This window comes from Sphingomonas sp. PAMC 26621, from assembly GCF_000251145.1.
GTDB lineage: Bacteria > Pseudomonadota > Alphaproteobacteria > Sphingomonadales > Sphingomonadaceae > Sphingomonas.
The window spans coordinates 75,541-101,412 of sequence record NZ_AIDW01000015.1; the positions used below are offsets into that span (position 1 = coordinate 75,541).

A 25,872-nucleotide genomic window follows, 5' to 3' on the forward strand; every position below is an offset into this window, starting at 1 on the left:
CGCTCACCATCGCCACGAAACGATGAGAGGTGCGACCCTTCGACCCCAGGCGGGAACCTTTCCTTATTTCCGAAGGGTATCCCATGTTGCGTTATTGTGTTGCCACGACCCTGTGCCTGCTCGCGGTTCCCGCTGCCGCACAGGATACCGCACCGCCCAAACCGGTCACGGTCACGGGCAACGTTGCGGTCGTCTCGGACTATCGGTTCCGCGGCGTCTCCCAGTCCGACGAGGAAATTGCGGTGCAGGGTGGCGTCACCCTCACGCACGAGAGCGGTTTTTACGGCGGCTTCTGGGGGTCCAACCTCGCCGGCTGGGGCACCTTCGGGGGAGCCAACCTCGAACTCGACGTGATCGGTGGCTACAAGCGCCCGCTCGCTGGCGGGACGGTCGACGTCGGACTGACCTGGTACATGTACCCGGGCGGCGCGGCGAACACCGACTTCGGCGAGCCTTACGTTAAGTATAGCGGCACGGTCGGCCCGGCGACGTTGCTCGCGGGGGTCGCCTACGCGCCGAAGCAGCGTGCGCTCGGCAACTTCTCCGCGACGCCGCAAAGCCGCGGGCAGAGCCAGGACAATTTGTATCTGTGGGGCGATGCAGCGGTTGGCATCCCGACCACCAAGCTGACCGCCAAGGCGCATATCGGCCACTCGAACGGCAACCCCGGGCTCGGGCCGAACGGTACGAGCGTTGCGCCAACCGGTGACTATTGGGACTGGCTGCTCGGGCTCGATTACGTGATCGGACCGGTCACGCTGGGGGCGGCTTACGTCGACACCGACATCAGCCGCTCGGAAGCCGCCTATCTCCAACCGAACTTCTCGCGGACCAAGAACGGGGAATCGATTGCGAACGGAAAGGTGCTATTCTCTATCTCGGCTGCGTTCTGACGCCTTTAGCTCGGTTCCACTGGCGGGAACGGACCCGGCCGTCAGGCGCTGGAACGCTGACGGCCAGGCACATGGGACGCGTGGGGTGCAACAGCATTCCACGCGCTTCGTTTGCGCCAATCACGCAAGGAACACAGCATGAGCGACCGGATCCTGATCTTCTACGGCTCCTACCGATCGGATCGGATGGGAATCCGGCTCGCGCACTATCTGGTCGAATCCTTCGCAGCGCGCGGGGCCAGCCCCGAACTGATCGACGCCAGGGCGATCGGGCTGCCCATGCTCGACCGCATGTACAAGGAATATCCGTCGGGTACCGCACCCGAGGCGCTCGAGACGTTGGCGGGCAAGATCCGCGACGCCGATGCGTTCGTGTTCGTTTCCGGCGAATATAACTGGAGCGTCCAGCCAGGGCTCAAGAACCTGACCGACCATTTCCTCGAGGAATGGTTCTGGCGGCCAGCCGCCATCGCGAGCTATTCGGCGGGTCGGATGGCCGGGGTGCGCTCGGGGCTGGTATGGCATGGCATCCTGTCCGAAATGGGGATGATCGTCACTTCGTCGACGCTCGCGGTCGGTGGCATCGGCACGGCGTTCGATGCCGAGGGGAAGCCGACCGGCGAGGGCGGTGCCGCCGCCGCCAAGGCGTTCCCGCGCTTCGCCGACGATCTCGCGTGGTGGACCGAGGCTGCCCGCGCGCAGCGCGCGCGCCACGCGCCGCCGTTCTGACCCGGCGACGCTCGCGTCGAAAACTGCTAGGATCGTGCGCATGAGCACGATCGATACGCGCCGTCATCAGATGTTCCCGTCGCTCGATGCGGCGCAGATCGCGATCGCGACGCGTTTCGCGAGCGGACCCGTCCGCAGCTTCGCGCCGGGCGAGGCCATCTTCAGCATCGGCGAGCGCGACGCGCCTGCGTGGCTCGTGCTGAAGGGCACGATCGACGTCGTGCGCCGGGATGGGCTGAGCCATGAAGCGCCGATCACGACGCACGGCTCAGGCCAGTTCACCGGCGAGGTCAGCCAGCTTGCCGGGCGCGGATCGATCGCCGCGGGGCGCGCGGGTGGCGATGGCTGCACCGCACTACCGTTCGATCCCGCGCATCTTCGCGCCCTGATGGTTGGCTCGGCCGACGTGGGCGAGATCGTGATGCGCGCGCTGATCCTGCGGCGGGTCGGGCTGATCGAGGAGGGCGGCGCGGGGACGATCCTGGTGGGCACGCCAGGCAGCCGGGATATCGTCCGTCTGCAGGGGTTCCTGACGCGCAGCGGCTATCCCAACATGGTGCTCGACGCAGCAACCGATGCCGAAGGTCAGGCGCTGGTGGCACGGCTCGGGGTGCAGTCCGACGAACTGCCTCTGGTGGTCTGTCCGGGCGGCGATCTGCTCCGCTGCCCCAGCGATGCCGACCTTGCACGCTGCCTCGGGATGACGCCCGAAATCGATCCGGCGCATGTCTACGATGTCGCGATCGTCGGGGCGGGGCCTGCGGGGCTTGCGGCGGCGGTCTATGCCGCGTCCGAGGGGCTGGACGCGATCGTGCTCGACGAACGCGCGATCGGCGGGCAGGCGGGGGCTTCGAACCGGATCGAGAATTATCTCGGCTTCCCCACCGGCATTTCGGGGCAGGCGCTCGCGGGGCGCGCGTTCAATCAGGCGCTCAAGTTCGGGGCGGAGATCGCGGTGCCCGTGTCGGTCGACCGGCTCGAATGCGCCCCCGAGCGTGCGCCGCAGGACCCGATCGCGCTGCTGCTGGCAGGCGAGCGCAAGGTGCGGGCGCAGGCGGTGATCGTCGCCTCGGGCGCGCGCTACCGGCGGCCCGACATTCCCGACCTCGCGCTGTTCGAAGGGGCGGGGGTCTCCTATTGGGCCTCGCCGATCGAGGCGAAGCTGTGCGCCGGGGAGGAGATCGCGCTCGTCGGCGGCGGGAATTCGGCGGGGCAGGCGGTGGTGTTCCTCGCGCCGCGGGTCGAGCGGCTGCATCTGATCGTCCGGCGCGATCTGGCGGCGACCATGTCGCGCTATCTGATCGAGCGGATCGCGGCGTTGCCCAATGTCGTGCTGCATGTCGGCAGCGAGATCGTCGCGCTGCACGGCGACCGGGCGAGCGGGCTGACCGGTACCTCGATCCGCCAGCCCGACGGTATGGTGACCGAGTGCACGACGCGGCACCTGTTCCTGTTCATCGGGGCGGATCCCAATGCCGGCTGGCTGCGCGACTGTGTCGAGACCGACGGCAAGGGGTTCATCGTCACCGGAACGGGCCCGCGCTCGCTCGAGACCAGCCTGCCCGGCGTGTTCGCGATCGGCGACGTGCGCGCAGGTTCGACCAAACGAGTCGCGGCGGCGGTGGGCGAAGGCGCGGCGGTCGTCGCGCAGATCCACGGATGGATGGCGGAACGTGCGGGCTCGCTCTAGTCGATGAGGGCGGCTGGTCCGGAAGAGTTCGGGTGGCGCGGAGGGCCTAAACCGACCACGCCGCGAGATCGTCCTGCTGCCCGATCAGGGCGAGTCCGTGCGCGATCGAGGTCAGTTCGCCTCCCGTCGCAATCCGGTCGTCACCGAAGCGTTCGGTGAACAGGCGGCGCACGCGCGGCGTCAGCGACGAACCGCCGGTGAGGAACACCCGGTCGATCGCGTCCGGCGTGGTCTGTGCGGCTTCGAGCACCTGGTCGACCGCTCCCGCGATCCGCGCGATATCGGGCGCGATCCACGTTTCGAAGTCGGCGCGACTGACCTCCGCCTCGATCGCGAGCCCCGCGCCGCTGAACCGGAAGTTCGCATGCTCCGATGCGGACAGGTCGCGCTTCACCTGGCCGACCGCTTCGTGCAGCTGGAAGCCGAGCTCTTCCTCGATCACCGCGATCATCCGGCCGATCGCATCCGGGTCGAGCGCGGATTTGCGGAGCTTCTCGAGCTCGGCGATCGTCCGACGGTTGCGCATCAACGCAAGCCGCGACCAGTCCGCAAAATCGGCGAAATAGCCGCGCGGGATCTCGAGCGTCTTGTCGAACGAGCGATACGATCCGCCCTGGCCGAGCAACGGCATCACCAGTTGCTCGACGATCCGCGCGTCGAACCGGTCGCCCGCGATCCCGACGCCAGCATGCGCGAGCGGGACGCACCGTCGCGCCGCGCCGGGGGCCGCGATCCGCACGACCGAAAAGTCGCTGGTGCCGCCGCCGAAATCGGCAACGAGAATCGTCGCGGGATCGGCGATCCGTGCGGCGTAGCTATAGGCCGCGCCGAGGGGTTCGTAGACATAATGCACGTCCGCGCCGAGCGCGGCGAACAGCAGGTCGTAGCGTTGCCGCGCGAGCGCCGCGTCGGGCCGATGTCCGGCATATTCGACCGGACGACCGACGACGACGCGGCTCGCGCGGTCCAGCATCCCGCGCGAGCGTGCGGTCATCCTAGCAAGGAAGGTCTGGCCGAGATCCTCGAACCGGTAGCGCCGCTCGAAGATCGTCGCGTGCTCGAAGCTGGGGTTGGCGGCGACCGACTTGAACGACTGGAGGAACCGGCTGCCCTGCGGATATTCGAGATATTCGGCGATCGCCCAGGGACCGGCTTCGGCGGCGATCCCGCCTTTGACCGTATCGTCTTCCCAGAAGCACAGCGCCGAGCGGAAGGCGGCATCGGGCCCGTTGGGGCCATCGAGCTCGAGCAGCTCGGACACGCCGTCGCGTGCGATCGCCGCAACCGAGTTGGTCGTGCCGAAATCGAGGCCGAGCGTGAACGGGGCGGGCGGGGAGGAGAGAGCAGCCATGCCGCGTGCCGCTACACAGCGCAGGCGCGGAGCGCAAAGCCTGTTCGGCGATCCGAGTGATGAAGGCTCATGGCCAGCGCAGCACCGGGTCGCCGGTTTGCCAGGGTGCAACCCGCAGCATCGCCGTCGCGAACAATGCCGACGCCAGATGGCGGTCGAGCCAGGCATGGACAGCGGCCAGGGGCTGTGCCGCGAACCATCCCGGGTCGACGGCACCAAATTGACGGACGAACGGCATGATCGCCATGTCGGCAAGCGTCCGCGTTGCGCCGCACAGGTTCTCCCGCCCGGCCAGGCGATGTTCCAGACCGGTGAGCCAGTCGCACGCGGCGGCGCGGTGTTCGAGCGGGTCGGCACCGTGACGATCGGGGTATTTGTAGCGGTCGAGATGGTGTTTGAACCGGTCGTCGCAGTCTGCGATCAGCGCCGCGTCGTCACCGGCGCGCCACGCCTCGGGGTCGTTCCGCCGAAGCGCCCAGCGCATGATGTCGAGGCTCTGGTCGATGACGCTGCCGTCGCCGGGGAGCAGGACCGGGACGGTGCCCTTGGGCGACGCCATCAGCATTTCGGCGGGCTTGGCGCGCAGGACGATTTCGCGCAGCTCGACCGACGTTCCACTGATCGCCAGCGCAAGCCGCGCGCGCATCGCGTAGGGGCAGCGGCGGAAGCTGTAGAGGATCGGCATAGCACTCAACGCTGGTGGTGCCGCGAAAGCGCGATTCCGGCTAGGTTCTGGGTACGCTTGATATAGCGGATCGGCGGGACGCGTCCGTGGCCGAGCGCGAGCAGGGTCGCGCGATGCGTCTCACCCGATCCACGACAGGGTTGTCTGCCGTTCGCCTGCGCGATCACCGCTACGGCATCGCCCAGCAGGACATATCCGTCCCGCCGCAATTCCAGCGCGACCGCGAGGCGCGCCGCCGCGATCAACGCGTGCCATTCGGCGTCCATGCTCGATCCTTCGCCCAGATCGGTGTGGAGGTGGACCGCGCCGCGCGCGACCACCGCAATTTCCATCGCGCCGGGATTGGGGCGGCATCCCCCGTCGAAGAAGATCCTGAGACGTGCTGGCATCCCGTGGGCGATACCGACTTGCACCGCCGCGCGCGAGTCCCGCTCAGCGCTGTGCCGCGAGCGCGACCGGAAGCGCGGGGAAGACCTCCGACAGCGCGCGTTGTTCGGGAAGGATGTAGACCACCCCGTCCGCCGGCCGGAACATCGGCGCAACGACGGTCTCGTAAAAGATGCGGGGGACGTTGATGCAGCCGAACGACACACGGTTGTCGGCGGTCGACGGGGTCGCAAGGCGGGTCAGCCGGTGTTCGGTGCGGCTGCCGGTGACGACGCGGTGGAGCGAGAGGCCGCTGTCATAGTCGATCCACAACACGTCCTCGTGCAGATCGGGGCCGATATGCGCTTCGAACCGCCCCGCCTGGGTGATCCGGTCCGCCGGACCGATCTGTGCGAGCGTGCGCTTCCCGATATCGGGCGGAGTCACGTCGCCGCGCGCCGCACCGAGCAGCGCGGGTGTCGTCGCGCGCAGCGTGCCGTCCGCATCATAGGCGAACACCCGTGCCGCGACCTTGTCGATCACCAGGAAGGGCCGCCCCCTGGTGTCCTGCGATCGCGTTGCCCAGGCGGCAAGTCGCCGCGCGGCAGGCGTCGGTTCGGCGGCCGGAGCCGGGGAGGCGCGCGGCACCGGGGCCGCGCCTTGTGCGACCGCAGGGCTGGCCACCACCAGCAACAGAATCAGCCCCGCCGCGCGCACCTCAGTTGCGCGCCTGTCGCGCCGGAAGCGGTGGCGTCTGTTGCGGGGGTGCGACCGGCGGCACCGGCTGGACCGGCGGCACGAACTGGACCGGCGGGGGCGGGGGCGGCAGCAGCGTTTCGAGGACGGGCGGCGGCGGATAGTCGATCACCACGATGGGCGGCAGCGGCGGCACCGGACGTTCGGGCGGAGGAACGGGCTGGAGCACGACCGGCGGCGCGGTCGGCGGACCGGGTGGCGTCCCGACCTGCGGTACGACCACCGGTCCGCCTGGCGGCACCACGACCACCGGCGGCGTAACGACCGGCGTCGTGACGGGGGGCGTCGTAACTGGGGGCGTCGTAACGGGGGGCGTTACGACCGGCGGGGTGACGACAGGCGTCGTTGCCGGCGTGATCGTTCCGGTGGTGCGGAAGGTCGTCACGCAGCAGGAACCTGCCAGGGCATATTGCCCCGCGTTTGCCCCCGCGAGCGTATAGCCCGTAAAGGTGATGCCGATCCGGCTTCCCGCGCTGGCGCTGTCGTAGGTCGCCGTCGCGTTGGTGCCCGCGACCAGCGTGATACCCGACGGCAGCCCGGTGACGGCGGTGCCGTTGAAGCCGGAAAGCGTCGCCGCCGTCGTTCCGTCCGCGACCTTCGTACTGCCGGGGAAGACCAGCATCCGCTGCGTCAGGCTTGCGCCCAGGCTGAGCGTGAAGAAGCCCGAATAATCATTCGGCGTGGTATAGGAGACCGGATTGTAGTTGATCACCGCCGCCGCATTCGGCCCGGTCACGGTGATCGGCGCGGTTCCCGGCGCGAAGCTGAGCGTGCCGTTGCCGGCCCCGGGACCAGTTCCCGCCGCGCCTGCGATGATCAGCAATCCAGGTTGCAGGCCAAGCGCTTGCGCAGGGATGGTCGTGCCGCGTGTCAGCGTGATCGAGGCGGCGATGAAAGCATCGATGCCCGCGCACAGCGCGATATTGCCATCGGTGGTGGTGATCGCCGCGAGCACGTTAACGGTACGCCCGGCGTTGAGCAGGATGCTGCCGTTGGTCGTCGTCAGCGCCGCGTTGACGATCACGTCGCGACCACAGCAGGTCTGGATGTTGCCGTTGGTCGCAGTGACCGAATTGTTGAACACCACATCGCGCTCGGCATTCAGCCGCAGCGTGGTCGTGCTCGGCGTCGCGGTCCAGGCGATCGCATCGTTGACGATGATGTCGCCGTTGCCGGGCGAGGTCGTGCCGCTTTCGGTCAGGGGCGGCGTGCCCGGTGTGGTGACGGTGCCGGTCGGATTGGTGCTGATCGTCACGCTGTTGGTGACGAGCAGCGCGGACAGGGCTGCGCCGGAGATGTTGCCGCCCGCCCCAATGGTGAAGTCCTGTGGATCGATCAGCCACGTGCCGGTCGTGCCTGCGGGCGCGAGCGTCGAGACCCGCGCGGAGTCGGCGATCGAGACGCTGGCGGCGGAGGTTTCGATAAAGCCGCCACTGCCGCCGTTCGGTGCGCTCGCGTCGAGCGTTCCGGTCAGGGTCAGCTTGCCGCTCGACATGTCGCCGAGCAGCTTGATGGTCCCGCCGCGCGTGTCGATCGTCTGCGCCTCGATCACACCGCTGTTGTTGACGACGGTGCCGAGCAGCGTTCCTGTGCCCTGCGTCGTCAGCAGGACGTTGCCGCCGTTCGCGCTGATCAGCCCGCCGTTGCGCACCAGCGCGCCGACCGTGCCGGCATCGACGACGACCGAGAGCAACCCGTCGCCCGCGACGTCGAGCGTGATCGCATCGCCGCCCGCGAGCGCGACCGTCCCGATCCGCGCGGTGATCCGCCCGTCATTTGCGACACTTCCGCCGAGCAAAGCGACATAGCCGCCGTCCGCCGCGGTAATTGTGCCCTGGTTGAGCACTGATCCCTTGCCCGAACCACTGAACTTGTACTTGCCCGCCATGAAGTCGGCGTCGCTGATATTCAGCGTCGACGCGACGAGCCCGCCGACATTGACCTGCGCGCCGCTACCGAACAGCACACCGTTCGGGTTGACCAGGAAGACCTTGCCGTTCGCGGTGAGGTTGCCGAGGATCTGCGACGCATCCGGCCCTGTCACCCGGTTGAGCGCGACCGAATTGCGGTCGGGCTGGACGAAGGTGACGCTGTTGCCCGCGGCGATATCGAAGCTCGGCCAGTTGAGCGCGGCGGCCTTGCTCGTCTGCGTGACGGTCAGCGCGGTCGCGCCGGACGCGATCGTCGCGGCACCCGCGGTCACGGTCCCGCCGGTCGGCAGCGGTTGCACCTGCGCTTGCGCCTGTCCCGCGAAACCGATCGCGGCGGCAAGCCCGAACAGCGCGAGGCGGACGACGCCGGGGAGGCCGGTCGTTTCAAGCAACTGGCGGCGGGAGAAAACCTGTCCGGAAATGGTCATGGTCGGGATCCTTGAAATAGCGTTCGGACGGCGCCGCGCGTGGCGCGCGCGCGTCAGAAGGTCTTGGCGACCTGAAACCAGAACTGGCCGGCACGGTCAGGCGCTGAGGTGGCGGGGACATTGCCGATCTTGCGGGCATATGTGCCGCGCAACGTGATCGCCTGTGGCGCGTACCACACCAACCCGCCGCCGAAGCCGCTGCGCTGGGTATGATTGCTGCCGAGGAACCACGCATCGTGCGCATATTGCACCCGCCCGGTCTCGACGAAGCCGATCAACTGGAGCTGGCCCGGGAAGCTCCGCGCCCAGTGGCTGAGCATCAGGCGGCCCTCGGCAGTGGCGATATAGCCCTGGTCACCGTAGGCCTCGCCCTCGGGATAGGCGCGGACACCGTAGGCGCCGCCCAGTTCCATCTTTTCCGACGTGTCGAGATTGTCGAGCGCGATCTGCCCGCGCGCCGCGCCGTACAGTTCGAGCGGACCGGTGACTGTCTGGAGCCGTGCGACGCTGAAGTTGAACTTGTTGAACGTGCCCGCACTGTGCGCGGTGAGCGAGTCCGTCGCGCGGTCCAGCGGGGTGCGGAGCTTGAGATCGCCGATCGTCCAGCCGACCGACGCGACGTTGAGGCCACCGCCCAGGAAACCGTCACGGCTGTTGCCGTTGAGGCCAAGCGTCCCGGTCTTGCTCATCCGGCGCGACTGGCTGTTGGTGAGGTCGATCCGGTCGTCATACCATTTCGCGTCGAGTTCGCCGACCGCATAGAGGTTGGCACGGCGCGAGCGGATCAGCGGGTAACTCGCGTAGAGGCCCGCGACATCGGCGGTGCCGTGCGCGTCGAGGCTCGCGAATTCCTTGCCGAGGTCATAGCGGAAGTGCGCATAGGCCACCCCGACCGTGAGATTGCCCACCGGCACCTGCCACGCGGCGCGCCCGTAGGCGAGGCCATCGGTCGAGGCCAGGAGGCGCAGGCTGAGCATGTCGCCGAGCCCGGTCGCATCGTTGAGGTTGATCGACCCGCCGCCGCGATAGGCTCCGGTGTAGCGGTTGCCTGCGTTGTCGACCTCGACGTCGCCGGTGACGCGGTGGCCCGGCGCAAGCGCGACGTTGAGGTTGGAGGTGCCGAAGCTGGTCCCCGACGACAGCGTCGACTGGACGACGACGCCCGGAATGTCCGACAGCAGCAGCAGGCGGCGTTCGAGCGGCGCGATAGCGACGATGTCGCCGGTGTCGAGACCGTGGAGAACGTTGCGCGCGACGCCGGTGTGGAGGTTGGTCGCATTGTCGATCGTGATCGCGCCATAGTGGCCTTCGATCACCGCGATCGAGACTGCACCGCCCTGGACGTCCTGCGCGGGGAGATAGGCCTGGGCGAGGACATAGCCGTGCGCCTTGTAGAAGGCCGCGATCCGCGCGGCGGCGGCGCGCAGCTGGTACAGGTTGAGGTCCCGATCCGGCGCGACCCCGCTGGCGGCGAGCAATGTCCGTTCGTCGTACAGCGTCTGGCCGGTGATCCGCAGCGTGTGCACGCGGATCGTCGGTCCGTTCGGATCGGTATCGGGGGCCTTTGCCATCGTCTGGACATCGAGGCCGGGGTCCGAACGTTCGGGCAGCGGGACGGGGGGAATCTGCTGCTGTAGCTGTCCGCCAAGAATGGGCGCGCGCTGCGCGTGGACGAGCGACGTGCTCGCTGCCAGAAGCAGCGTGAAATATCTGATTTTCATGGGTTTGCCCCGCTCTGAACGTACAACCGTCGGCCGCGCGACCCCGGATGGGTCGACACGCCGTTAACTCCGGAGGAAGGTGGTTGTCCGAATTGCGTATCGGGACAGGGCGAGGACGCCTGTGGCAGTATGTGCCATCGTTGTGAAAAATGATTTGATACGACGAATAGTTCCAAAACTATGCCGTAATATCTATTTTAGTATGTTGTGTATTTATTAATACTTAGTCTTTACTGCGACGGTTCGCTTTTTGTTGTCGCAAAAGTGTCTAGGCCGAAGCGGACGGTCTGGCGTTGTTTATCCTGACGCCGGTAACGTCACCAGATGGATCATCTACGCGCATACTTTTAACGATCGATGAATCGTGGACCGTCCTATACGATCCGGCGCTTCTCGAGCTTTCGTGCCAGCGTCCGGCGATGCATACCGAGGCGCCGCGCGGTTTCCGATACGTTGAAGCCCGTAGCTGCCAGCGTTTCGTTGATCCGTTCCCATTCGATCGTCTTTAGCGAAGTCTGTCGGTCGCCGATTGGTGCGTCCGCGTCGCCCAGCGCCATCCCGAACGCGCGTTCGATATCGTCGGTGTTGGCGGGCTTGGCGATATAGGAGGTCGCGCCGAGCTTGATCGCCTGTACCGCGGTGGTGATGCTCGCATAGCCGGTCAGCACGACGATCACCGTGTCCGGATCGTGCGCGCGCAGCGTCTCGACACAGGCGAGCCCCGAACTGTTCGCAAGCTTGAGATCGACCACGGCGTAATCGGGCGTGCGCTCGGCGAGCAAGGCGGGGAGGTCGCCCGGCCCCTCGGCGAGCACGACCTCGTAATCCCGCCGCTGGAACGAGCGTTGCAGCGTGCGTGCGAAGGCAGCGTCATCCTCGATGATCAGCAGCAGCGGGTTACTCGCCATCGTCCTCTCCTCCCAGCGCGATCGCGGCGAGCGGCAGGCGGAACGTCACCTCCGCGCCGCTGCGGGGCTGGTTCCGCGCGGTCAGCGATCCATCGAGCTTGCGCGCGACGTTGCTCGCGAGAAACAGCCCCATGCCACGACCGAGCTCGGGCTTGGTGCTGTTGTATGGCTTGCCGATGCTCGCGAGTTGATGCGCGGCGAACCCGGGCCCGGCGTCGCGGACCGTCAGCACGACGTCGTCGTCGTCGCGGGTCAGCGCGATCTCGACCCGCTGCGGCGAATATTCCGCGGCATTGTCGAGCATGTTGAAGACAGCCTGTTGCAGGACGACGTCCGACACGATCGGCACGTCCTCGCCGAACTGGTCGGTGTAGATCGCATGCGCGAAGCTGCGCGCCGCGATCCAGTCGGCGACGACGCGGTCGACAAAGGAGCGCACCGTCGTCGCGGCGGACTGTTCGCCGCGCGCGTCGCCCGAGGACAGCAGGATGCTCGTGACGATCGCCTTGCAGCGCTGCACCTCGGCCTGCATCTCCTCGATGTCGTTGAGCAGGTCGGGGTGTTGCGCGAGCAATCGGCTGCGCCGCCAGTCGCCGAGGATCACCGACAGCGAGGACAGTGGCGTGCCAAGCTCGTGCGCCGCACCCGAGGCGAGCATGCCGATCCGGACGATATGTTCTTCCTCGACGGCGTGGCGTTCGACATTGGCAAGCCGATTGTCCTGCGCCCGCAAATTCGCGTTGATCCGCCCGACGAAGGCCACCAGCAGCACCGCGACCAACGCGAAACAGACCCACATGCCCTGCACGTGCAACGCGAACAGCGAGCGGTCGAACCCGGCGGGCAGCGTGATCGGCTGGTAGAAGGCGGTGAGGACGGCGAACGACAGGCTGGTCGCGGCGACGATCGTCCATGCCGACCAGCTCGCCAGCAGCACCGATCCGAGCACGACCTGCAGCAGGAACAGCGAGACGAACGGGTTGGTCGCGCCCCCGCTCAGATACAGTTGCGCGCTGAGCGCCAGCACGTCGAGCAGCAGCCCGCCGAACAACGCTCCGTTGGTGATCGGGCGGTCGAGCCGCAGCCGCAACAGGCTTCCGGCATTGAGGATGACGAGTCCGGTCAGCACGCTCAGCATCGCCATCATCGGCAGGCGGATGCCGAAGACCACGTGAGTCAGCAGGATCGTGCCGAGCTGTCCCGCCACCGCCATCCAGCGGAGTTCGACGAGTTGCAGCATGTTCGCATGGCCAGCGGTCTGCAGCGCGGGGAGACCGCGCAGGCTGGCGATCGCGCGGCTCACGCGGCGGGGGTGTGCCGCTGCCGCTCGACGCGGATCCAGTAGATCAAACCGGCGATGCTCATGAGGGCAAGAATGTACCATGTCACGGCATACGCAAGGTGGCTGTTGGGAAAATGGATCACCGTAAGACCGCCGACGGGCGCACCGGGGCGGGTGTCGCTGTCATCGGCGTCGATGAAATAGGGCAGGGCGGGCGAGACCGCGCGTCGTGTGGCGATTGCGGCGACGTCGCGCGAATACCAGCGGTCGGTTGCCGGGACGTTGCTGCGCAGGAAGCCGCCGCCTAGCTCGGTCAGGCGGAGCAGCCCGGTGACCGTCGTCGTGCCCGCCACCGGTGGGAGCGCCGCGCGGGCGGGGACGTAGCCGCGATTGATCAGGACGATCGATCCGTCGCCGCGGCGCAGCGGCGAGATCGCCCAAAAACCGGGACCGCGCTCGGTCGAGGCCTGGACGAACGTATCCCGCCCCGAGAGATAATCGCCGGTAACACGCACCCGGCGGTAGGCGTCGTCCTTGCCGGCGGTGGCCGGTGCCGCGACCGGCGCGGCGTGGACCCGCGCGTCGACCCGCGCGATCAGGTCCAGCTTCCACGCGCGGCGCTGGACCTGCCATGTACCGAGACCGAGCAGCGCGGCGATGACCGCGAGCCAGACTATCGTAACCGCGCCCCGCACGACGCGACGGCGCGGGGTGCTCACCCCATCTGGCTCATGTCTTGGGCGGGCATCATGTTCGCGTTCATGTGATACATCACCCACAGCGACCCGCTTAGCGCGATCCCGACGATGACGATTGTGAAGATCAACGCCATCATCGACCAGCCGCCTTCGGCACGCCGGTTCATGTGCAGGAAGAAGATCATATGGACGACCATCTGCACCGCGGCGAACGCCATGATGATCAGCGCGGTCGCCTGGTTGGTCAGCGTGCGCGTCATCACCAGCCAGAACGGGATCGCGGTGAGGATCACCGACAGGCCGAAACCGATCCCGTAGCTCTTGTACGAGCCGTGCGACTCCTCGTGCGCGAGATCGTCGTGATGGCCGTTGCCGTGGGGCGCGCCGTGGTGGGCGTCGTGCGCGGCGTGGTGGAGGTCGGCGCTCATCGCAGCATTCCCATGAGATAGACGAAGGTGAAGACGCCAATCCAGATGACGTCGAGGAAGTGCCAGAACAGGCTGAGGCACATCAGGCGACGCTGGTTGGCGGGGATCAGGCCCTTGACCTGGATCTGCACCATCAGCGTGAACAGCCAGACCAGCCCGAAGGTGACGTGGAGCCCGTGCGTTGCGACCAGCGTGAAGAACGACGAGAGGAACGCACTGCGCTGTGGCGTCGCGCCTTCGTGGATCAGGTTTGCGAACTCGTACAGCTCGATGCTGATGAACGCGATCCCGAACGCTGCCGTCACCGCGAGCCATGCCTGAGTCGCGCCGACCTTCTTGTTGACCATCGACAGCATCGCAAAGCCGTAGGTGATCGACGAGAACAGCAGCATCGACGTATTGACCGCGACCAGCGGCAGCTCGAACAGCTGCTTCGGCCCCGGACCGCCGGCGTAGCTGGTCCCCAGCACGCCGTAGGTCGCGAACAGCATCGCAAAGATCAGGCAGTCGCTCATCAGGTAGAGCCAGAAGCCGAGCATCGTGCTCGACCCCTCTGCGTGATGCGGCTCCTCGGCGAGGTGGAACGTGTCGATGTCGTAATCGGACGAAGACGTGCTCATGCCTTTACCTCCGCGAGGGCCGCGGTGCGGGCTTCTTCCTTGGCGGTAACGGTCGCCGCAGGAATGTAGAAGTCGCGCTTGTAGATGAACGTATGGCCGATCGCGACGCCGAGGATAGCAACGAAGCTGACCGCCGCGAGCCACCAGACGTACCAGATCATGCCGACGCCGAAGGCCACGCACAGACCGGCAAGAATGACACCCGAACCGGTATTCGAGGGCATGTGGATGTCCTTGTAACCGGTCGTCGGACGCTCGTAGCCACGTGCCTTCATGTCGGCCCATGCATCGCCCTGGTGAATGACGGGCGTGAAGGCGAAGTTGTAATCTGGCGGCGGCGACGACGTTGCCCACTCGAGCGTACGGCCGTTCCACGGGTCACCGGTGGTGTCGCGCAGCTTCTCGCGATCGCGGATGCTGACCGCGAACTGGAGGAGCATGGCGGCAATGCCGGCAGCGACGAGGAGGGCACCGATCCCTGCGATGATGAACCAGATCTGCAGGCTCGGGTCATCGAAGGTGCGCAGGCGACGGGTGACGCCCATCAGGCCGAGCACGTAGAGCGGCATGAACGCGAGGTAGAAGCCCACGACCCAGCACCAGAACGACACCTTGCCCCAGAACTCGTTGAGCTTGAACCCGAACGCCTTGGGAAACCAGTAGTTGATCCCGGCGAAGGCCCCGAACACCACGCCGCCGATGATGACGTTGTGGAAATGCGCCACGAGGAACAGCGAGTTGTGGAGCACGAAGTCGGCCGGCGGCACCGCGAGCAGGACGCCGGTCATGCCGCCGATCGTGAAGGTGATCATAAACGCGATCGTCCACATCATCGGCAGTTCGAAGCGCACCCGGCCACGGTACATAGTAAACAGCCAGTTGAAGATCTTCGCGCCCGTCGGGATCGAGATGATCATCGTGGTGATGCCGAAGAACGAGTTGACGCTCGCGCCCGACCCCATGGTGAAGAAGTGGTGCAGCCAGACGAGGTAGGCGAGCAGGGTGATGACCATGGTCGCATACACCATCGAGGTGTAGCCGAAGATCCGCTTGCCCGAGAAGGTCGAGGTGACCTCGCTGAACACGCCGAACATCGGGAGAATCAGGATGTAGACTTCCGGGTGACCCCAGATCCAGATCAGGTTGACGTACATCATCGGGTTGCCGCCGAGCGTGTTCGTAAAGAACGCGGTGTCGGCGTAACGGTCCAGGCTGAGCAGTGCCAGCACTGCGGTGAGGACGGGGAAAGCTGCGACGATCAGGATGTTGGTGCAGAGTGCGGTCCAGCAGAAGATCGGCATCTTCATCATGGTCATGCCCGGCGCGCGCATCTTTACGATGGTGGCGATCAGGTTGACGCCCGACAGCAGCGTGCCGACACCCGCGATCTGGAGCGACCAGATGTAATAGTCGACGCCGACGCCCGGGCTGAACCCGATGCCCGACAGCGGCGGCATGGCGAGCCAGCCGGTCTGCGCGAACTCGCCGACGAACAGGCTCATCATGATGATCACCGCGCCTGCGGTCGTCATCCAGAAGCTGAAATTGTTGAGGAACGGGAAGGACACGTCGCGCGCACCGATCTGGAGCGGGACGACGTAGTTCATCAGACCCGTCACGAATGGCATCGCGACGAAGAAGATCATGATGACACCGTGCGCGGTGAACACCTGGTCATAGTGGTGCGCGTTGAGATAGCCTTCGGACCCGTTGAAGGCCATCGCCTGCTGGGCGCGCATCATGATCGCGTCCGAGAAGCCGCGGAGCAGCATCACGATCCCGAGGATCATGTACATGATGCCGATCTTCTTGTGATCGACGCTGGTGAACCACTCCTTCCAGAGGTAGCCCCACAGTTTGAAGTAGGTGAGTGCCGACAGCAGCGCGATCCCGCCGAGCGCGACGCCACAGAAGGTGGCGACGACGATCGGTTCGTGAAGCGGGAGCGACTCAAGCGTGAAGCGGCCGAGGATCGGACTGACGTTGAGGGGTGAAGCTTGCATGGTACTGGCCATTTAGAGGGGGCGCTGCTTGGGCGTATTGGACTCATCGGGAGCCGAAGGTCCGCGTTGCGGAATGTCGGACGGGCTTTTCGGCGGTGCCTGACCGGCGTCGCGCGTCGTCAGCGGGGACGAGTTGCGTTTGCCTTCGGCGTGACCGCTATTGGGCATGCCTTCCATCGCCGCGCTGTCCTGCATGTCTTTCTTCATCATGTCGCTCATGCAGGTCGTGCCGGGGCGGATGCACTGGTTGACGACCGCGCTGAAGATACCGGGATCGACGTTCGCGAACCGCATGACAGGAACCTTCTCCGATGGTTTCTCGAGCTTTAGATAATCAGCGCGCGTCAGGTTTCCACCGGCCGCCTTGTTGCGCGAGATCCAGGCGTTGAAATCGCCCTCGCTCAGCCCGTGGAAGCGGAACCGCATTCCCGAGAAGCCCGCGCCCGAATAGTTGGACGAGAAACCCTCGTAATTGCCCGGCTTGTTGATCACCGCGTTGAGCTGCGTCTCCATCGACGGCATCGCGTAAATCATGCCGGCGAGAGTGGGGACGTAGAACGCGTTCATCACCGAGGACGAACTGATGCGGAAATGGATCGGGCGATCGACCGGTGCGGCCAGCTCGTTGACCGTCGCAACGCCATATTGCGGATAGACGAACAGCCACTTCCAATCGAGCGCGATGACTTCGACCTCGAGCGGCTTGACGTTCGCGACCAGCGGCTTGCCGGCGGAAAGGCGGGCAATCGGGCGGTACGGGTCGAGCAGATGGGTGCCGGTCCAGGTCACCGCGCCAAGGCAGATGACGATCAGCAGCGGTGCCGCCCAGATCAGCAGCTCGAGTTGCGACGAGTGATCCCAGTCGGGTTCATACGTCGCGTCCTCGTTGGTCGACCGGTAACGATATGCGAACAGGCCAACGAGCCCGATGACCGGAACGACGATCAGCAGCATCAGCGCGGTGGCGAAGATCACCAGATCGCGTTGCTGCAATGCAACGTCGCCGGCCGGGTTCATGACGACCATGTTGCATCCGCCAAGCAGCAGCGTGAGCGAACCCGCGGCCAGCAAGTGACGAATCGGGCGGCGGGGAATCGGGGGGAGTCGGAGGGATGCCATGGGGGCGCGCTATACACAGATGCTGCGCTGCGACATTGGACATTTTGTCCAATGCCCTAAAGCCGTGGTATAAGGCATACGGTCAAACAACGACCGACGTCCCACGGTCCAGGAAGACGCGAACGATGACAGCACAAACCGCCTCCCACACCGCCGAGCGCGATGCGCGGGCGATTAACGCCCGGCACGGGCATGGCGATGGCCATGTCGACCCGAACGAGATCGCAATCGGCGTCGTCATCGGGCGTACGTCCGAATTCTTTGACTTCTTCGTCTATGCGATCGCATCGGTGCTGGTGTTCCCGGCGCTGATCTTTCCGTTCGCGGATCGCCTGACGGGCACTCTGTACTCCTTCGGCATCTTTGCGCTGGCGTTCATCGCCCGTCCGATCGGGTCGATGATCTTCCTCGCGGTCGATCAGGTGCTCGGCCGTGGCACCAAGCTGACGATCGCCCTGTTCATGCTGGGCGGATCGACCGCCGCGGTCGCGTTCTTGCCCGGGTATGAGACGATCGGTGCCTGGGCGATCGTGCTGCTCGCGATCTTCCGCATCGGCCAGGGTATTGCGCTGGGTGGCGCATGGGACGGCCTCGCCTCGCTGCTCGCGCTCAATGCGCCCGAGAACAAGCGCGGCTGGTATGCGATGATCCCGCAGCTCGGTGCGCCGCTCGGCCTGATCGTGGCGAGCGCATTGTTCGCTTTCTTCCTCAGCACCTTGTCGCCCGCCGATTTCCTCGACTGGGGCTGGCGCTATCCGTTCTTCGTCGCCTTTGCGATCAACGTCGTGGCTCTCTTCGCCCGTCTCCGCATGGTGTCGACGCCGCATTACGAAGCCCTTTTCGAAAGCCGCGAACTCGAGCCGTCGCATGTGCTCGAGACGATCCGCAGCGATTGGCGCAACATCGTGATCGGAGCGTTCGCGCCGCTGGCGAGCTTTGCGCTGTTCCACATGGTCACCGTGTTTCCGCTGTCCTGGGTGCATCTCTTTACGAACCAGAAGCCGGAACGGTTCCTGTCGATCGAGATCCTCGGCGGCATCGTCGGCGTGGTCGGCGTTATCGCGTCTGGCCTGATCGCGGATCGGGTCGGGCGGCGCTACCTGCTCGGCGTGACCGCAGCCGGGATCGCGGCGTTCAGTGGCTTCGCACCGCAGTTGCTAAGCGCTGGATATGCCGGCGAAATGGCGTTCGTGCTGGTCGGCTTCGCGCTCCTCGGCGTGGCGTTCGGCCAGTCGTCGGGGGCGGTCGCCGCGAACTTCGGCAGCACGCGGCGGTACACCGGGGCTGCGCTGACGTCGGATCTGGCGTGGCTGGTCGGCGCGGGGTTCGCGCCGCTCGTCGCACTCCTGCTGGCAAGCAACTTCGGTCTGCTGGCGGCAGGTGCCTATCTCCTGTCGGGCGCGCTGGCGACGTTGATCGCGCTTGGGGTCAACAAGGAACTCGGTCGGCGGATCTCGTAAAAGCCGCTGGCACGCCTGCGAAGGGCGGGGCCGTACCGATGGCGCAATGTGCCACTGGTACCGCCCCGACCTGACATGTCAGGCGACCAGTTCCTCCAGCAGGGTCTGGACCCGTTCGGTCCGGGTGCCTTCATCGGTTGGTTCCGCGAGCAGGAACCGACCGTTCTTCTCGACCAGTCCAGCTTCCGCCGTATCCGCCGCAAAGTCGCGCCGCGGCGTTAGCGCGATTGCTTTGTCGCCAGCGTCGATCCGCTCCACCCGCGCATCACGCGCCAGCAACCGGACGCGCGCCCGCGCCAGCAAGGCCGATGCATCGACCGGGAGCGCACCGAACCGGTCGACCAGCTCATCCTCGAATTCATCAAGCATCGAGCCGTCTGAGATCCGGCTGAGCCGGATGTAGAGCGACAGCCGCACGTCATCCTCGGGGATCCAGTCCGCCGGGAAACCACCGGCCGGGCCGAGATGCAGTTCGGGCGTCCAGCGCTCGACATCCTCGCCTTGCGCCTTTCGCAGCGCACCGCTCAGCAAATGCTGGTACAGGTCAATCCCGATCAGCTTGGTATGCCCCGCCTGCGTCTCGCCAAGCAGATCGCCCGCGCCGCGCATGTCGAGATCCTGCGCGCTGATGTCGAACCCGGCGCCGAGCCGGTCGAAAGTGGCCAGCGTACGCAGTCGCTTGAACGTCCGCTCCGCGATTGCGTGATCCGAGTCGGTGAGCAGTACGACCTGCCCACGCCGGTTGCCGCGCCCGACCCGACCCCGCAACTGATGCAATTGCGCCAGCCCAAAGCGGTCCGCGCGCCACACCACCATCGTGTTCGCGCGCGGCACGTCGAGCCCCGCCTCGATGATATTGGTGGCGAGCAACACGTCACCGTCGCCCTCGGAGAACGCGACCATCACCGAGTCGATGTCGGCGGCAGGCATCTTGCCGTGCGCCTCGACGATCTTGAGGTCGGGTGCAGCGCGCCGGAGCTTCTCGCCGACGCTCGCCATGTCCTCGATCCGCGGGACGACGACGAAGCTTTGTCCGCCGCGCCCCTTCTCGCGCAAGAGTGCGGTACGGATCCGGACGTCGTCATAGTGGTCGAGGCTGGTGCGGATCGGCTGGCGACGTGCCGGCGGAGTCGCGATGATCGAGATCTGCTGCAACCCGACCAGCGCCATCTGGAGCGTCCGTGGGATCGGCGTTGCCGACAGCGTCAGCAGATGGACCTCGCCCGATCCGCGCAACCGCGCCTTGTCCGCCGCGCCGAAGCGCTGTTCCTCGTCGATGATGACGAGCCCGAGCTTCGGGTAGCTGACGCCCTTCGCCATCACCGCGCCGGTCCCGATCACGATCTGGATCGACCCGTCGGCAAGCCCGGCCTTGACCGCTTTCTTTTCCGCTGCGCTCGACAGGCGGGACAAGCCCTCGACCGCAATCCCCGCCGCTTCGAAGCGGCGTCGGAAACTCTCGAGATGCTGCCGGACCAGCACCGTGGTCGGCGCGGCGACCACGACCTGATAGCCCGCGAGCGCTGCGATCGCCGCAGCGCGCAGCGCGACCTCGGTCTTGCCGTACCCGACATCACCGACGACGAGCCGATCCATCGGGGTGCCGTGCGCGAGATCCTGCCGGACTGCCGCGATGGCGCGGGTCTGGTCCGCGGTTTCGTTGAACGGAAAACCGTTCGCGAAACGTTCGTAGGCGGCAGGATCGGGGGTGAGGACCGGCGCTTTCAACGTTGCGCGCGTGGCAGCAAGCTCGGTCAGCCCGCGTGCGCTTTCGGCGATCGCCGCGTCGATGTCACCGCGCCGCTTGAGCCAGGACGAACCGTCGAGCTTGTCGAGCGTCACCGCCTCCGCATCCGCGCCATAGCGCCACAGGCGGTCGGCATCGTCAACCTCGACCAGCCGCCGCGCGCCGCCGGCATATTCGAGCACGATCATCTCGCCCGACGTCGCCTCGGCACGGGGTGCCGCTTCGAGCCCGAGGACCGTTCCGACGCCATGATCCTCATGCACCACGACATCGCCGATCCGGATCTCCGCGCCGCCTGCAAGCGGGTTCGCCGAGCCGGGTTGCGCGTCATCAAGCAACGCACGGCTGCCGAGCAGGTCGGCAGCGGCGATCACGACTCGCTTGTCATCGACGAACCCGCAGTCGACCGGCATTGTCACGGTCGCGGCCATTCCGGGGGTGAGATCGCGGAGCGAGTCCCACGTGTCATGGTCGACGAACTCGACCCCGAGCCGTTGCCCGATCCGCGCGCGCAGGAACCGGATGTCGCGTTTGCTCCCCGCCAGCACCAAGGCATGATCGGCGAGCAGCGGTTTGGTGAAGCGCACCAGCTTGGCAAGCGGCGCCTTCACCTCCGCGAAGCGGGCGACGTCGGCCGCCGCGTCGTCGAACGACAGGGGCGTCCAGCCATCCAGCGCGGCGTGCCACTGGTCGTCGTCGATCGCGTCGATCTTGCCGGTGCCGCGAGCGGCGACGTCGCCGGCGAGCTTGACGAACCGGGCCCGACGGCTGTCGGCCTTGTCCGCCAGCACGATCCGGCCCGGCTGCAGATGCGCGAGGATCGCGACCGGGTCACCCAGCGGCGGTTCGGCGGCACGTCCGATTTCGAGCGTATCGAGCGGCTCGAGCGTGCGTTGCGTCGCGGGATCGAAGCAGCGGATCGCTGCGATCTTTCCGTCGACGACATCGATTCGCGCGGGGCGGACCGCGTCGGCCGGAAAAATGTCGATCACTTCGCCACGGACCGCAACTTCGCCCGGCTCGTCGACGCGGTCGTCGGTGACGTAGCCGAGGTCTGCAACCATCGGTGCGAATGCTTCGAGATCGATCGCGTCGCCGATCGCAAGCGTCGGGGGCGCGCGGTCGAACTGTTCCGCGGCGGGGTACCGTCGCGCCGCCGCTTCACCGCTGAGGATCAGTGCGATCGCGTCGCGCTTCGCTCGAGTCTGCGCGACCCGCAGCGCATGGAGCGTCGCCACTCGCCGCCCGGCGTTGGCGGGGGAGGCGGGGGCGACATCGCCCGGGAGCGTGTCGCTCGACGGGAGGAAGAAGACGCGGCTACGGTCGACGATTGCTGCAAGCGCGCAGGCCAACGCGTCGGCCTGCTGGTCGTCATTGGCGATGAAGACGAGATCGTCGTCGCGCAGGGCTTCGGCAATCCGGGTTGCGAGAAACGCGACGGTCATGCTGCCCCCCCGTTTTCTCGCGCGCCACGCGCTTCAGGGGTCATGCTTGGGGCCGTGTCTTGCAGAACGACCCGGATTGGTCCGGCAATGCTTTCCAGCGGAGTGTCCTTCGCGTCGGTTACAGGACTCGAGGAAACGCGCGGGCCGCTTTTAGAACCATTTCCAAGGGGGGAATTTTGCGCTGATCCAGAGCAAGCCTGACGGGACGTCGTCCCCCTTCGGCAAAGCGCCCTACAGCAGCAATTCCGCTACCGCATCGACGATCGCCTCGGCGTCGAGCCGGTAGAGCCGGTAAAGGTCCGGCAGGTCGCCAGTCTGCCCGAACCGGTCGGTCCCGAGCGGGCTGACGCGCATCCCGCGCACCCCGCCGAGCCACGACAGCGTCGACGGCGCGCCGTCGATCACCGTTACCAGCCCGGCACTAGGCGCGAGCCGGTCGAGTAGGGTCTCGGCGTGGCACGCCGCGCGCGTGTCCCCGGTCCAGCGTTGCGCGTGGCGGGCGGAAAAACCGCGGTGCAGCAGGTCGGGCGACGTCACCATCAGCAAGCCAAGGCCCGGAACGTCGTCGGCGAGGGCGGCATGCGCTTCGAGCACCTCGGGCGTCACCGCACCGGTGAAGACGATCGCGACATCGCGCGCGCCGCCCGGTTCGACCAGCCAATAGCCGCCCTCGAGCGCATCCGCCTTCCATCGATCATCCGTGCGCGTGACCTGCGGGATCGTGCGGGTGGACAGCCGCAGATAGGTAGATCCGCCGTCGTCGGCCTGAATTTGCTCGAACGCCCGGTGCATCATCAGCGCGAGTTCATCGGCGAAGGCTGGCTCGAAATAGGTAAGCCCCGGTTGCCCGATTCCGATCAGCGGCGAGTTGATCGACTGGTGCGCGCCGCCCTCCGGCCCGAGGGTCAGCCCCGAGGGAGTCGCCACCAGCAGGAAGCGCGCATCCTGGTAACAGGCGTAATTGAGCGCATCGAGCCCGCGCGCGATGAACGGGTCGTAGACCGTTCCGATCGGCATCAGCCGGGTGCCGAACAGCGGTGCCGCAAGACCAAGCGCGGCGAGCATCAGGAACAGATTGTTCTCGGCGATGCCGAGTTCGATATGCTGCCCCGCGCCGTGGCCCGCCCACTTCTGCGCGGTCGGAATGCGGGCAGCCGAAAACACGTCCGCAAGTTCCTGCCGCCGGAACAGCCCGCGCTGGTTGACGAACGCGCCGAGGTTGGTCGAGACGGTCACATCGGGCGAGGTCGTTACGATCCGGTCCGCGACCGGGTGCCCGCTTTTGGCGAGATCGAGCAGGATCCGCCCGAACGCTGCCTGGGTCGACCATTCCGCGCCCTCGGGGGCGGGGAGCGCGTCGGGCAGCGGGATCGCGGGGGTGGCGGGAACGGGACGCGCGTTCGCCAGCGCGCTGTGTTCGACCACCGAACGCACCTGCGCCGCGACATTGTCGCCGAGGCCACCGTAAGGCGCCCATTCGTCGCCCTCGGCGATGCCGAGACGGTCGCGCAGTGCGTGGATCTGGCCGGGGTTCATCAGCCCCGAATGATTGTCCTTGTGACCCGCGAAGGGGAGGCCGTAGCCCTTGATCGTATAGGCGATGAACAGCGTCGGCACGTCGTCGTCACACCGCGCGAAGGCGTCGAGCAGCGTCTCGATGCAGTGCCCGCCGAGGTTGGTCATCAACGCCGCCAGCGCATCGTCGTCAAACGTGTCGATCAGCGCGAGGCTTTCGCCCGCACCTGCCAGGTCCGCGTGCAGCCGAGTGCGCCAGGCGGCCCCGCCCTGATAGGTCAGCGCGGCGAATTCCGCATTCGGGCAGGCGTCGATCCAGTCGGCAATCGCCTGTCCGCCGTCGCGCGCGAACGCGGCGCGCTGGAGCTTGCCGTGCTTGAGCGTCTCGACGCGCCAGCCGCAGGTTTCGAAAATGTCGTCGAAGCGCCGGAACATCCGGTCCGCAGTCGTGCTGTCGAGCGACTGACGGTTGTAGTCGACGATCCACCAGCAATTGCGGATGTCGTGCTTATACGTTTCGATCAGGCATTCGTAGATATTGCCCTCGTCGAGTTCGGCATCGCCCATCAGCGCGATCATCCGCCCGGCGTCCGCCTCGGCGAGGTCGCCGTGCGCGATCAGATAATCCTGGATCAGGCTCGCAAAGGCGGTGATCGCGACCCCGAGCCCGACCGACCCGGTCGAGAAGTCGACGGGGATCGAATCCTTGGTCCGGCTGGGATAGCTCTGCGCGCCGCCCAGCCCGCGATAGCGCTGGAGCGCGTCGAGCGATTGCTGGCCCATCATGTAATGAATCGCGTGGAGCACCGGCCCGGCGTGCGGCTTGACCGCGACCTTGTCGTTCGGGCGGAGCGCGCCAAAGTACAGCGCGGTCATGATCGCGGTAATCGACGCGCAGCTCGCCTGATGCCCGCCGACCTTCAACCCGTCGCGGCTCTCGCGGAGGTGATTGGCGTTGTGGATCGTCCAGGACGACAGCCAGCGCAGCCGCGTCTCGATCGTCTCGAGAATCGCGATGGTTTCGGCGTCGGGGCTGGGAGCGATCGTTTCCATTGCAACCAAATAGCGCGTCTCGCGACGGATGCGACCGGAAAATTCAGCCCGTCTGCCGCGCCGCGAATTGCGCGATCAGCCAGCTTCGGAACAGGCTGATCGTTGGATCGTCGAGATCGTCCGCGCGCAATTTGAGATAATAGCCGAACCCGTCGTCGACCATCGTGTCATGCGGCACGACAAGCTTGCCCGCCGCGATCTCGGGCGCGAACATCGCGATGTCGGCAAGCGCGATCCCACCCGACTGCATCGCATAGGTCGCTGCCAGCGACAGCGTGTCGAACGCGAGCCCGCGATTGGTGTTGAGCTCGATCCCGCTGCTGCGTGCGAAGCTGCTCCACAGCAGCCCGCGCACCTCGCCGTCGAGGGTCACGTGCAGGAGGTCGTTGTCCGACAGGAACTGCTCGAGCGACTTGCCCGTGTTGGCCGCTGCCACGGCGGGGGAACAGACCGGCGCGACTCGGACCAGCCACAACAGGTCGGTAATGCGGTCGTCGATGTTCGGCCGGTCGAACACGATCGCCATGTCGGTCTCGGTGGTCGGCATCCCCGTCACCGGGGAACTCGAAATGTCGATCCGCACGTCAGGATAGTCGCGATGAAACGCGCGGATCATCGGCATCACCACCTGTTGCAGCAGCGATGGCGGGATGTGGATCCGGATCGGGCGGCCGCTCAACGGATCGTGGCTTACCGCATTCATCGTCTGTTCCAGCAGGTCGAACGATCGCCGTACCTCAGGGAGCAGCGCCGCGCCCGCCGCGGTCAGCACGAGGCGCTGGCCCGAACGGTCGAACAGCTTCTGCCCCAACAGTTCCTCTAGGCTGATGATGTGCCGGCTGACGGCGCTTTGCGAGACGTTGAGCGCCTGCGCCCCCGCGGTGAAGCTCATCTGTTGCCCGACCGCGTCGAAGGCGCGCAATGCGTTGAGCGGGAGCCAGCGACGGTTGATGATCTTCGACTTGGCGATGGCCCATTCCCCAAATGACTGCGACGCGCTGTATGGCGGGTATCAATCCGGTTCCACGCCTGAATGCAAGAGCA

General features: G+C 66.4%; 20 protein-coding genes. 4 read left to right on the top strand and 16 right to left on the bottom strand.

What is annotated here, in order from left to right; genetic code table 11:
- Positions 1-83 precede the first annotated feature (83 nt).
- The 3 genes from RI03_RS07400 to RI03_RS07410 all read left to right on the top strand — a co-directional run bounded on the left by RI03_RS07400 (position 84) and on the right by RI03_RS07410 (position 3,312).
- A complete protein-coding gene (locus RI03_RS07400; RefSeq protein WP_010216276.1) occupies positions 84-893 on the top strand; it encodes a TorF family putative porin in 810 nt (269 codons plus the stop codon).
- A 138-nt stretch (positions 894-1,031) separates the two neighbouring features.
- Positions 1,032-1,622 carry an NADPH-dependent FMN reductase gene (locus RI03_RS07405; protein WP_010216278.1) on the top strand — a complete coding sequence of 197 codons (591 nt, stop codon included), beginning with the start codon at positions 1,032-1,034 and terminating at the stop codon, positions 1,620-1,622.
- Between the two features lie 40 nt (positions 1,623-1,662).
- Entirely contained in the window at positions 1,663-3,312 is a 1,650-nt protein-coding gene (locus RI03_RS07410; RefSeq protein ID WP_010216279.1) for an FAD-dependent oxidoreductase, read from the top strand.
- A gap of 46 nt (positions 3,313-3,358) precedes the next feature.
- On the opposite strand, the gene RI03_RS07415 is transcribed toward RI03_RS07410, so the two are convergent.
- The 13 genes from RI03_RS07415 to cyoA all read right to left on the bottom strand — a co-directional run bounded on the left by RI03_RS07415 (position 3,359) and on the right by cyoA (position 17,608).
- Positions 3,359-4,663, bottom strand: a complete 1,305-nt coding sequence (locus RI03_RS07415; protein ID WP_010216280.1) for an Hsp70 family protein — start codon at positions 4,661-4,663, stop codon at positions 3,359-3,361.
- Between the two features lie 67 nt (positions 4,664-4,730).
- Positions 4,731-5,348 carry a glutathione S-transferase N-terminal domain-containing protein gene (locus RI03_RS07420; RefSeq protein WP_010216283.1) on the bottom strand — a complete coding sequence of 206 codons (618 nt, stop codon included), beginning with the start codon at positions 5,346-5,348 and terminating at the stop codon, positions 4,731-4,733.
- 5 nt (positions 5,349-5,353) lie between these two features.
- Entirely contained in the window at positions 5,354-5,737 is a 384-nt protein-coding gene (locus tag RI03_RS07425) for a ribonuclease HI (protein WP_010216286.1), read from the bottom strand.
- Positions 5,738-5,780: 43 nt separating this feature from the next.
- On the bottom strand, positions 5,781-6,431 hold the full coding sequence (locus tag RI03_RS07430; protein WP_010216288.1) for a L,D-transpeptidase: 651 nt from the start codon (positions 6,429-6,431) through the stop codon (positions 5,781-5,783).
- A 1-nt stretch (position 6,432) separates the two neighbouring features.
- Positions 6,433-8,829 carry a two-partner secretion domain-containing protein gene (locus RI03_RS07435; protein WP_010216290.1) on the bottom strand — a complete coding sequence of 799 codons (2,397 nt, stop codon included), beginning with the start codon at positions 8,827-8,829 and terminating at the stop codon, positions 6,433-6,435.
- 53 nt (positions 8,830-8,882) lie between these two features.
- Complete coding sequence (locus tag RI03_RS07440) at positions 8,883-10,550, bottom strand: ShlB/FhaC/HecB family hemolysin secretion/activation protein (protein ID WP_010216292.1); 1,668 nt, start codon at positions 10,548-10,550, stop codon at positions 8,883-8,885.
- A 374-nt stretch (positions 10,551-10,924) separates the two neighbouring features.
- Positions 10,925-11,458, bottom strand: coding sequence for a response regulator transcription factor (locus tag RI03_RS07445; protein WP_010216294.1), 534 nt, complete (start codon positions 11,456-11,458; stop codon positions 10,925-10,927).
- Positions 11,448-12,761 carry an ATP-binding protein gene (locus RI03_RS07450; RefSeq protein WP_010216296.1) on the bottom strand — a complete coding sequence of 438 codons (1,314 nt, stop codon included), beginning with the start codon at positions 12,759-12,761 and terminating at the stop codon, positions 11,448-11,450. The genes RI03_RS07445 and RI03_RS07450 overlap by 11 nt, the downstream gene beginning before the upstream one ends.
- A complete protein-coding gene (locus tag RI03_RS07455) occupies positions 12,758-13,459 on the bottom strand; it encodes an SURF1 family protein (protein ID WP_010216298.1) in 702 nt (233 codons plus the stop codon). The genes RI03_RS07450 and RI03_RS07455 overlap by 4 nt, the downstream gene beginning before the upstream one ends.
- Positions 13,456-13,866: a cytochrome o ubiquinol oxidase subunit IV gene (gene cyoD / locus RI03_RS07460; RefSeq protein WP_010163211.1), complete on the bottom strand. Its 411-nt coding sequence runs from the start codon at positions 13,864-13,866 to the stop codon at positions 13,456-13,458. The genes RI03_RS07455 and cyoD overlap by 4 nt, the downstream gene beginning before the upstream one ends.
- A complete protein-coding gene (gene cyoC, locus RI03_RS07465) occupies positions 13,863-14,486 on the bottom strand; it encodes a cytochrome o ubiquinol oxidase subunit III (protein ID WP_010216300.1) in 624 nt (207 codons plus the stop codon). The genes cyoD and cyoC overlap by 4 nt, the downstream gene beginning before the upstream one ends.
- The gene (gene cyoB / locus RI03_RS07470; RefSeq protein ID WP_010216302.1) at positions 14,483-16,489 is read right to left on the bottom strand and encodes a cytochrome o ubiquinol oxidase subunit I; all 2,007 of its coding nucleotides are present in this window, start codon (positions 16,487-16,489) and stop codon (positions 14,483-14,485) included. The genes cyoC and cyoB overlap by 4 nt, the downstream gene beginning before the upstream one ends.
- Before the next feature lie 12 nt (positions 16,490-16,501).
- Positions 16,502-17,608, bottom strand: a complete 1,107-nt coding sequence (cyoA, locus tag RI03_RS07475; RefSeq protein ID WP_443208550.1) for a ubiquinol oxidase subunit II — start codon at positions 17,606-17,608, stop codon at positions 16,502-16,504.
- Positions 17,609-17,733: 125 nt separating this feature from the next.
- Between cyoA and RI03_RS07480 the strand changes: the two genes are divergently transcribed.
- Positions 17,734-19,068, top strand: a complete 1,335-nt coding sequence (locus RI03_RS07480) for an MFS transporter (RefSeq protein WP_010163217.1) — start codon at positions 17,734-17,736, stop codon at positions 19,066-19,068.
- A gap of 78 nt (positions 19,069-19,146) precedes the next feature.
- On the opposite strand, the gene RI03_RS07485 is transcribed toward RI03_RS07480, so the two are convergent.
- From RI03_RS07485 to RI03_RS07495, 3 genes are all read right to left on the bottom strand, one after another.
- Positions 19,147-22,260: a helicase-related protein gene (locus tag RI03_RS07485; RefSeq protein ID WP_010216306.1), complete on the bottom strand. Its 3,114-nt coding sequence runs from the start codon at positions 22,258-22,260 to the stop codon at positions 19,147-19,149.
- Positions 22,261-22,491: 231 nt separating this feature from the next.
- On the bottom strand, positions 22,492-24,828 hold the full coding sequence (locus tag RI03_RS07490; RefSeq protein WP_010216309.1) for a transketolase: 2,337 nt from the start codon (positions 24,826-24,828) through the stop codon (positions 22,492-22,494).
- Between the two features lie 43 nt (positions 24,829-24,871).
- Positions 24,872-25,750 carry a LysR substrate-binding domain-containing protein gene (locus RI03_RS07495; RefSeq protein WP_010163220.1) on the bottom strand — a complete coding sequence of 293 codons (879 nt, stop codon included), beginning with the start codon at positions 25,748-25,750 and terminating at the stop codon, positions 24,872-24,874.
- Positions 25,751-25,872 lie beyond the last annotated feature (122 nt).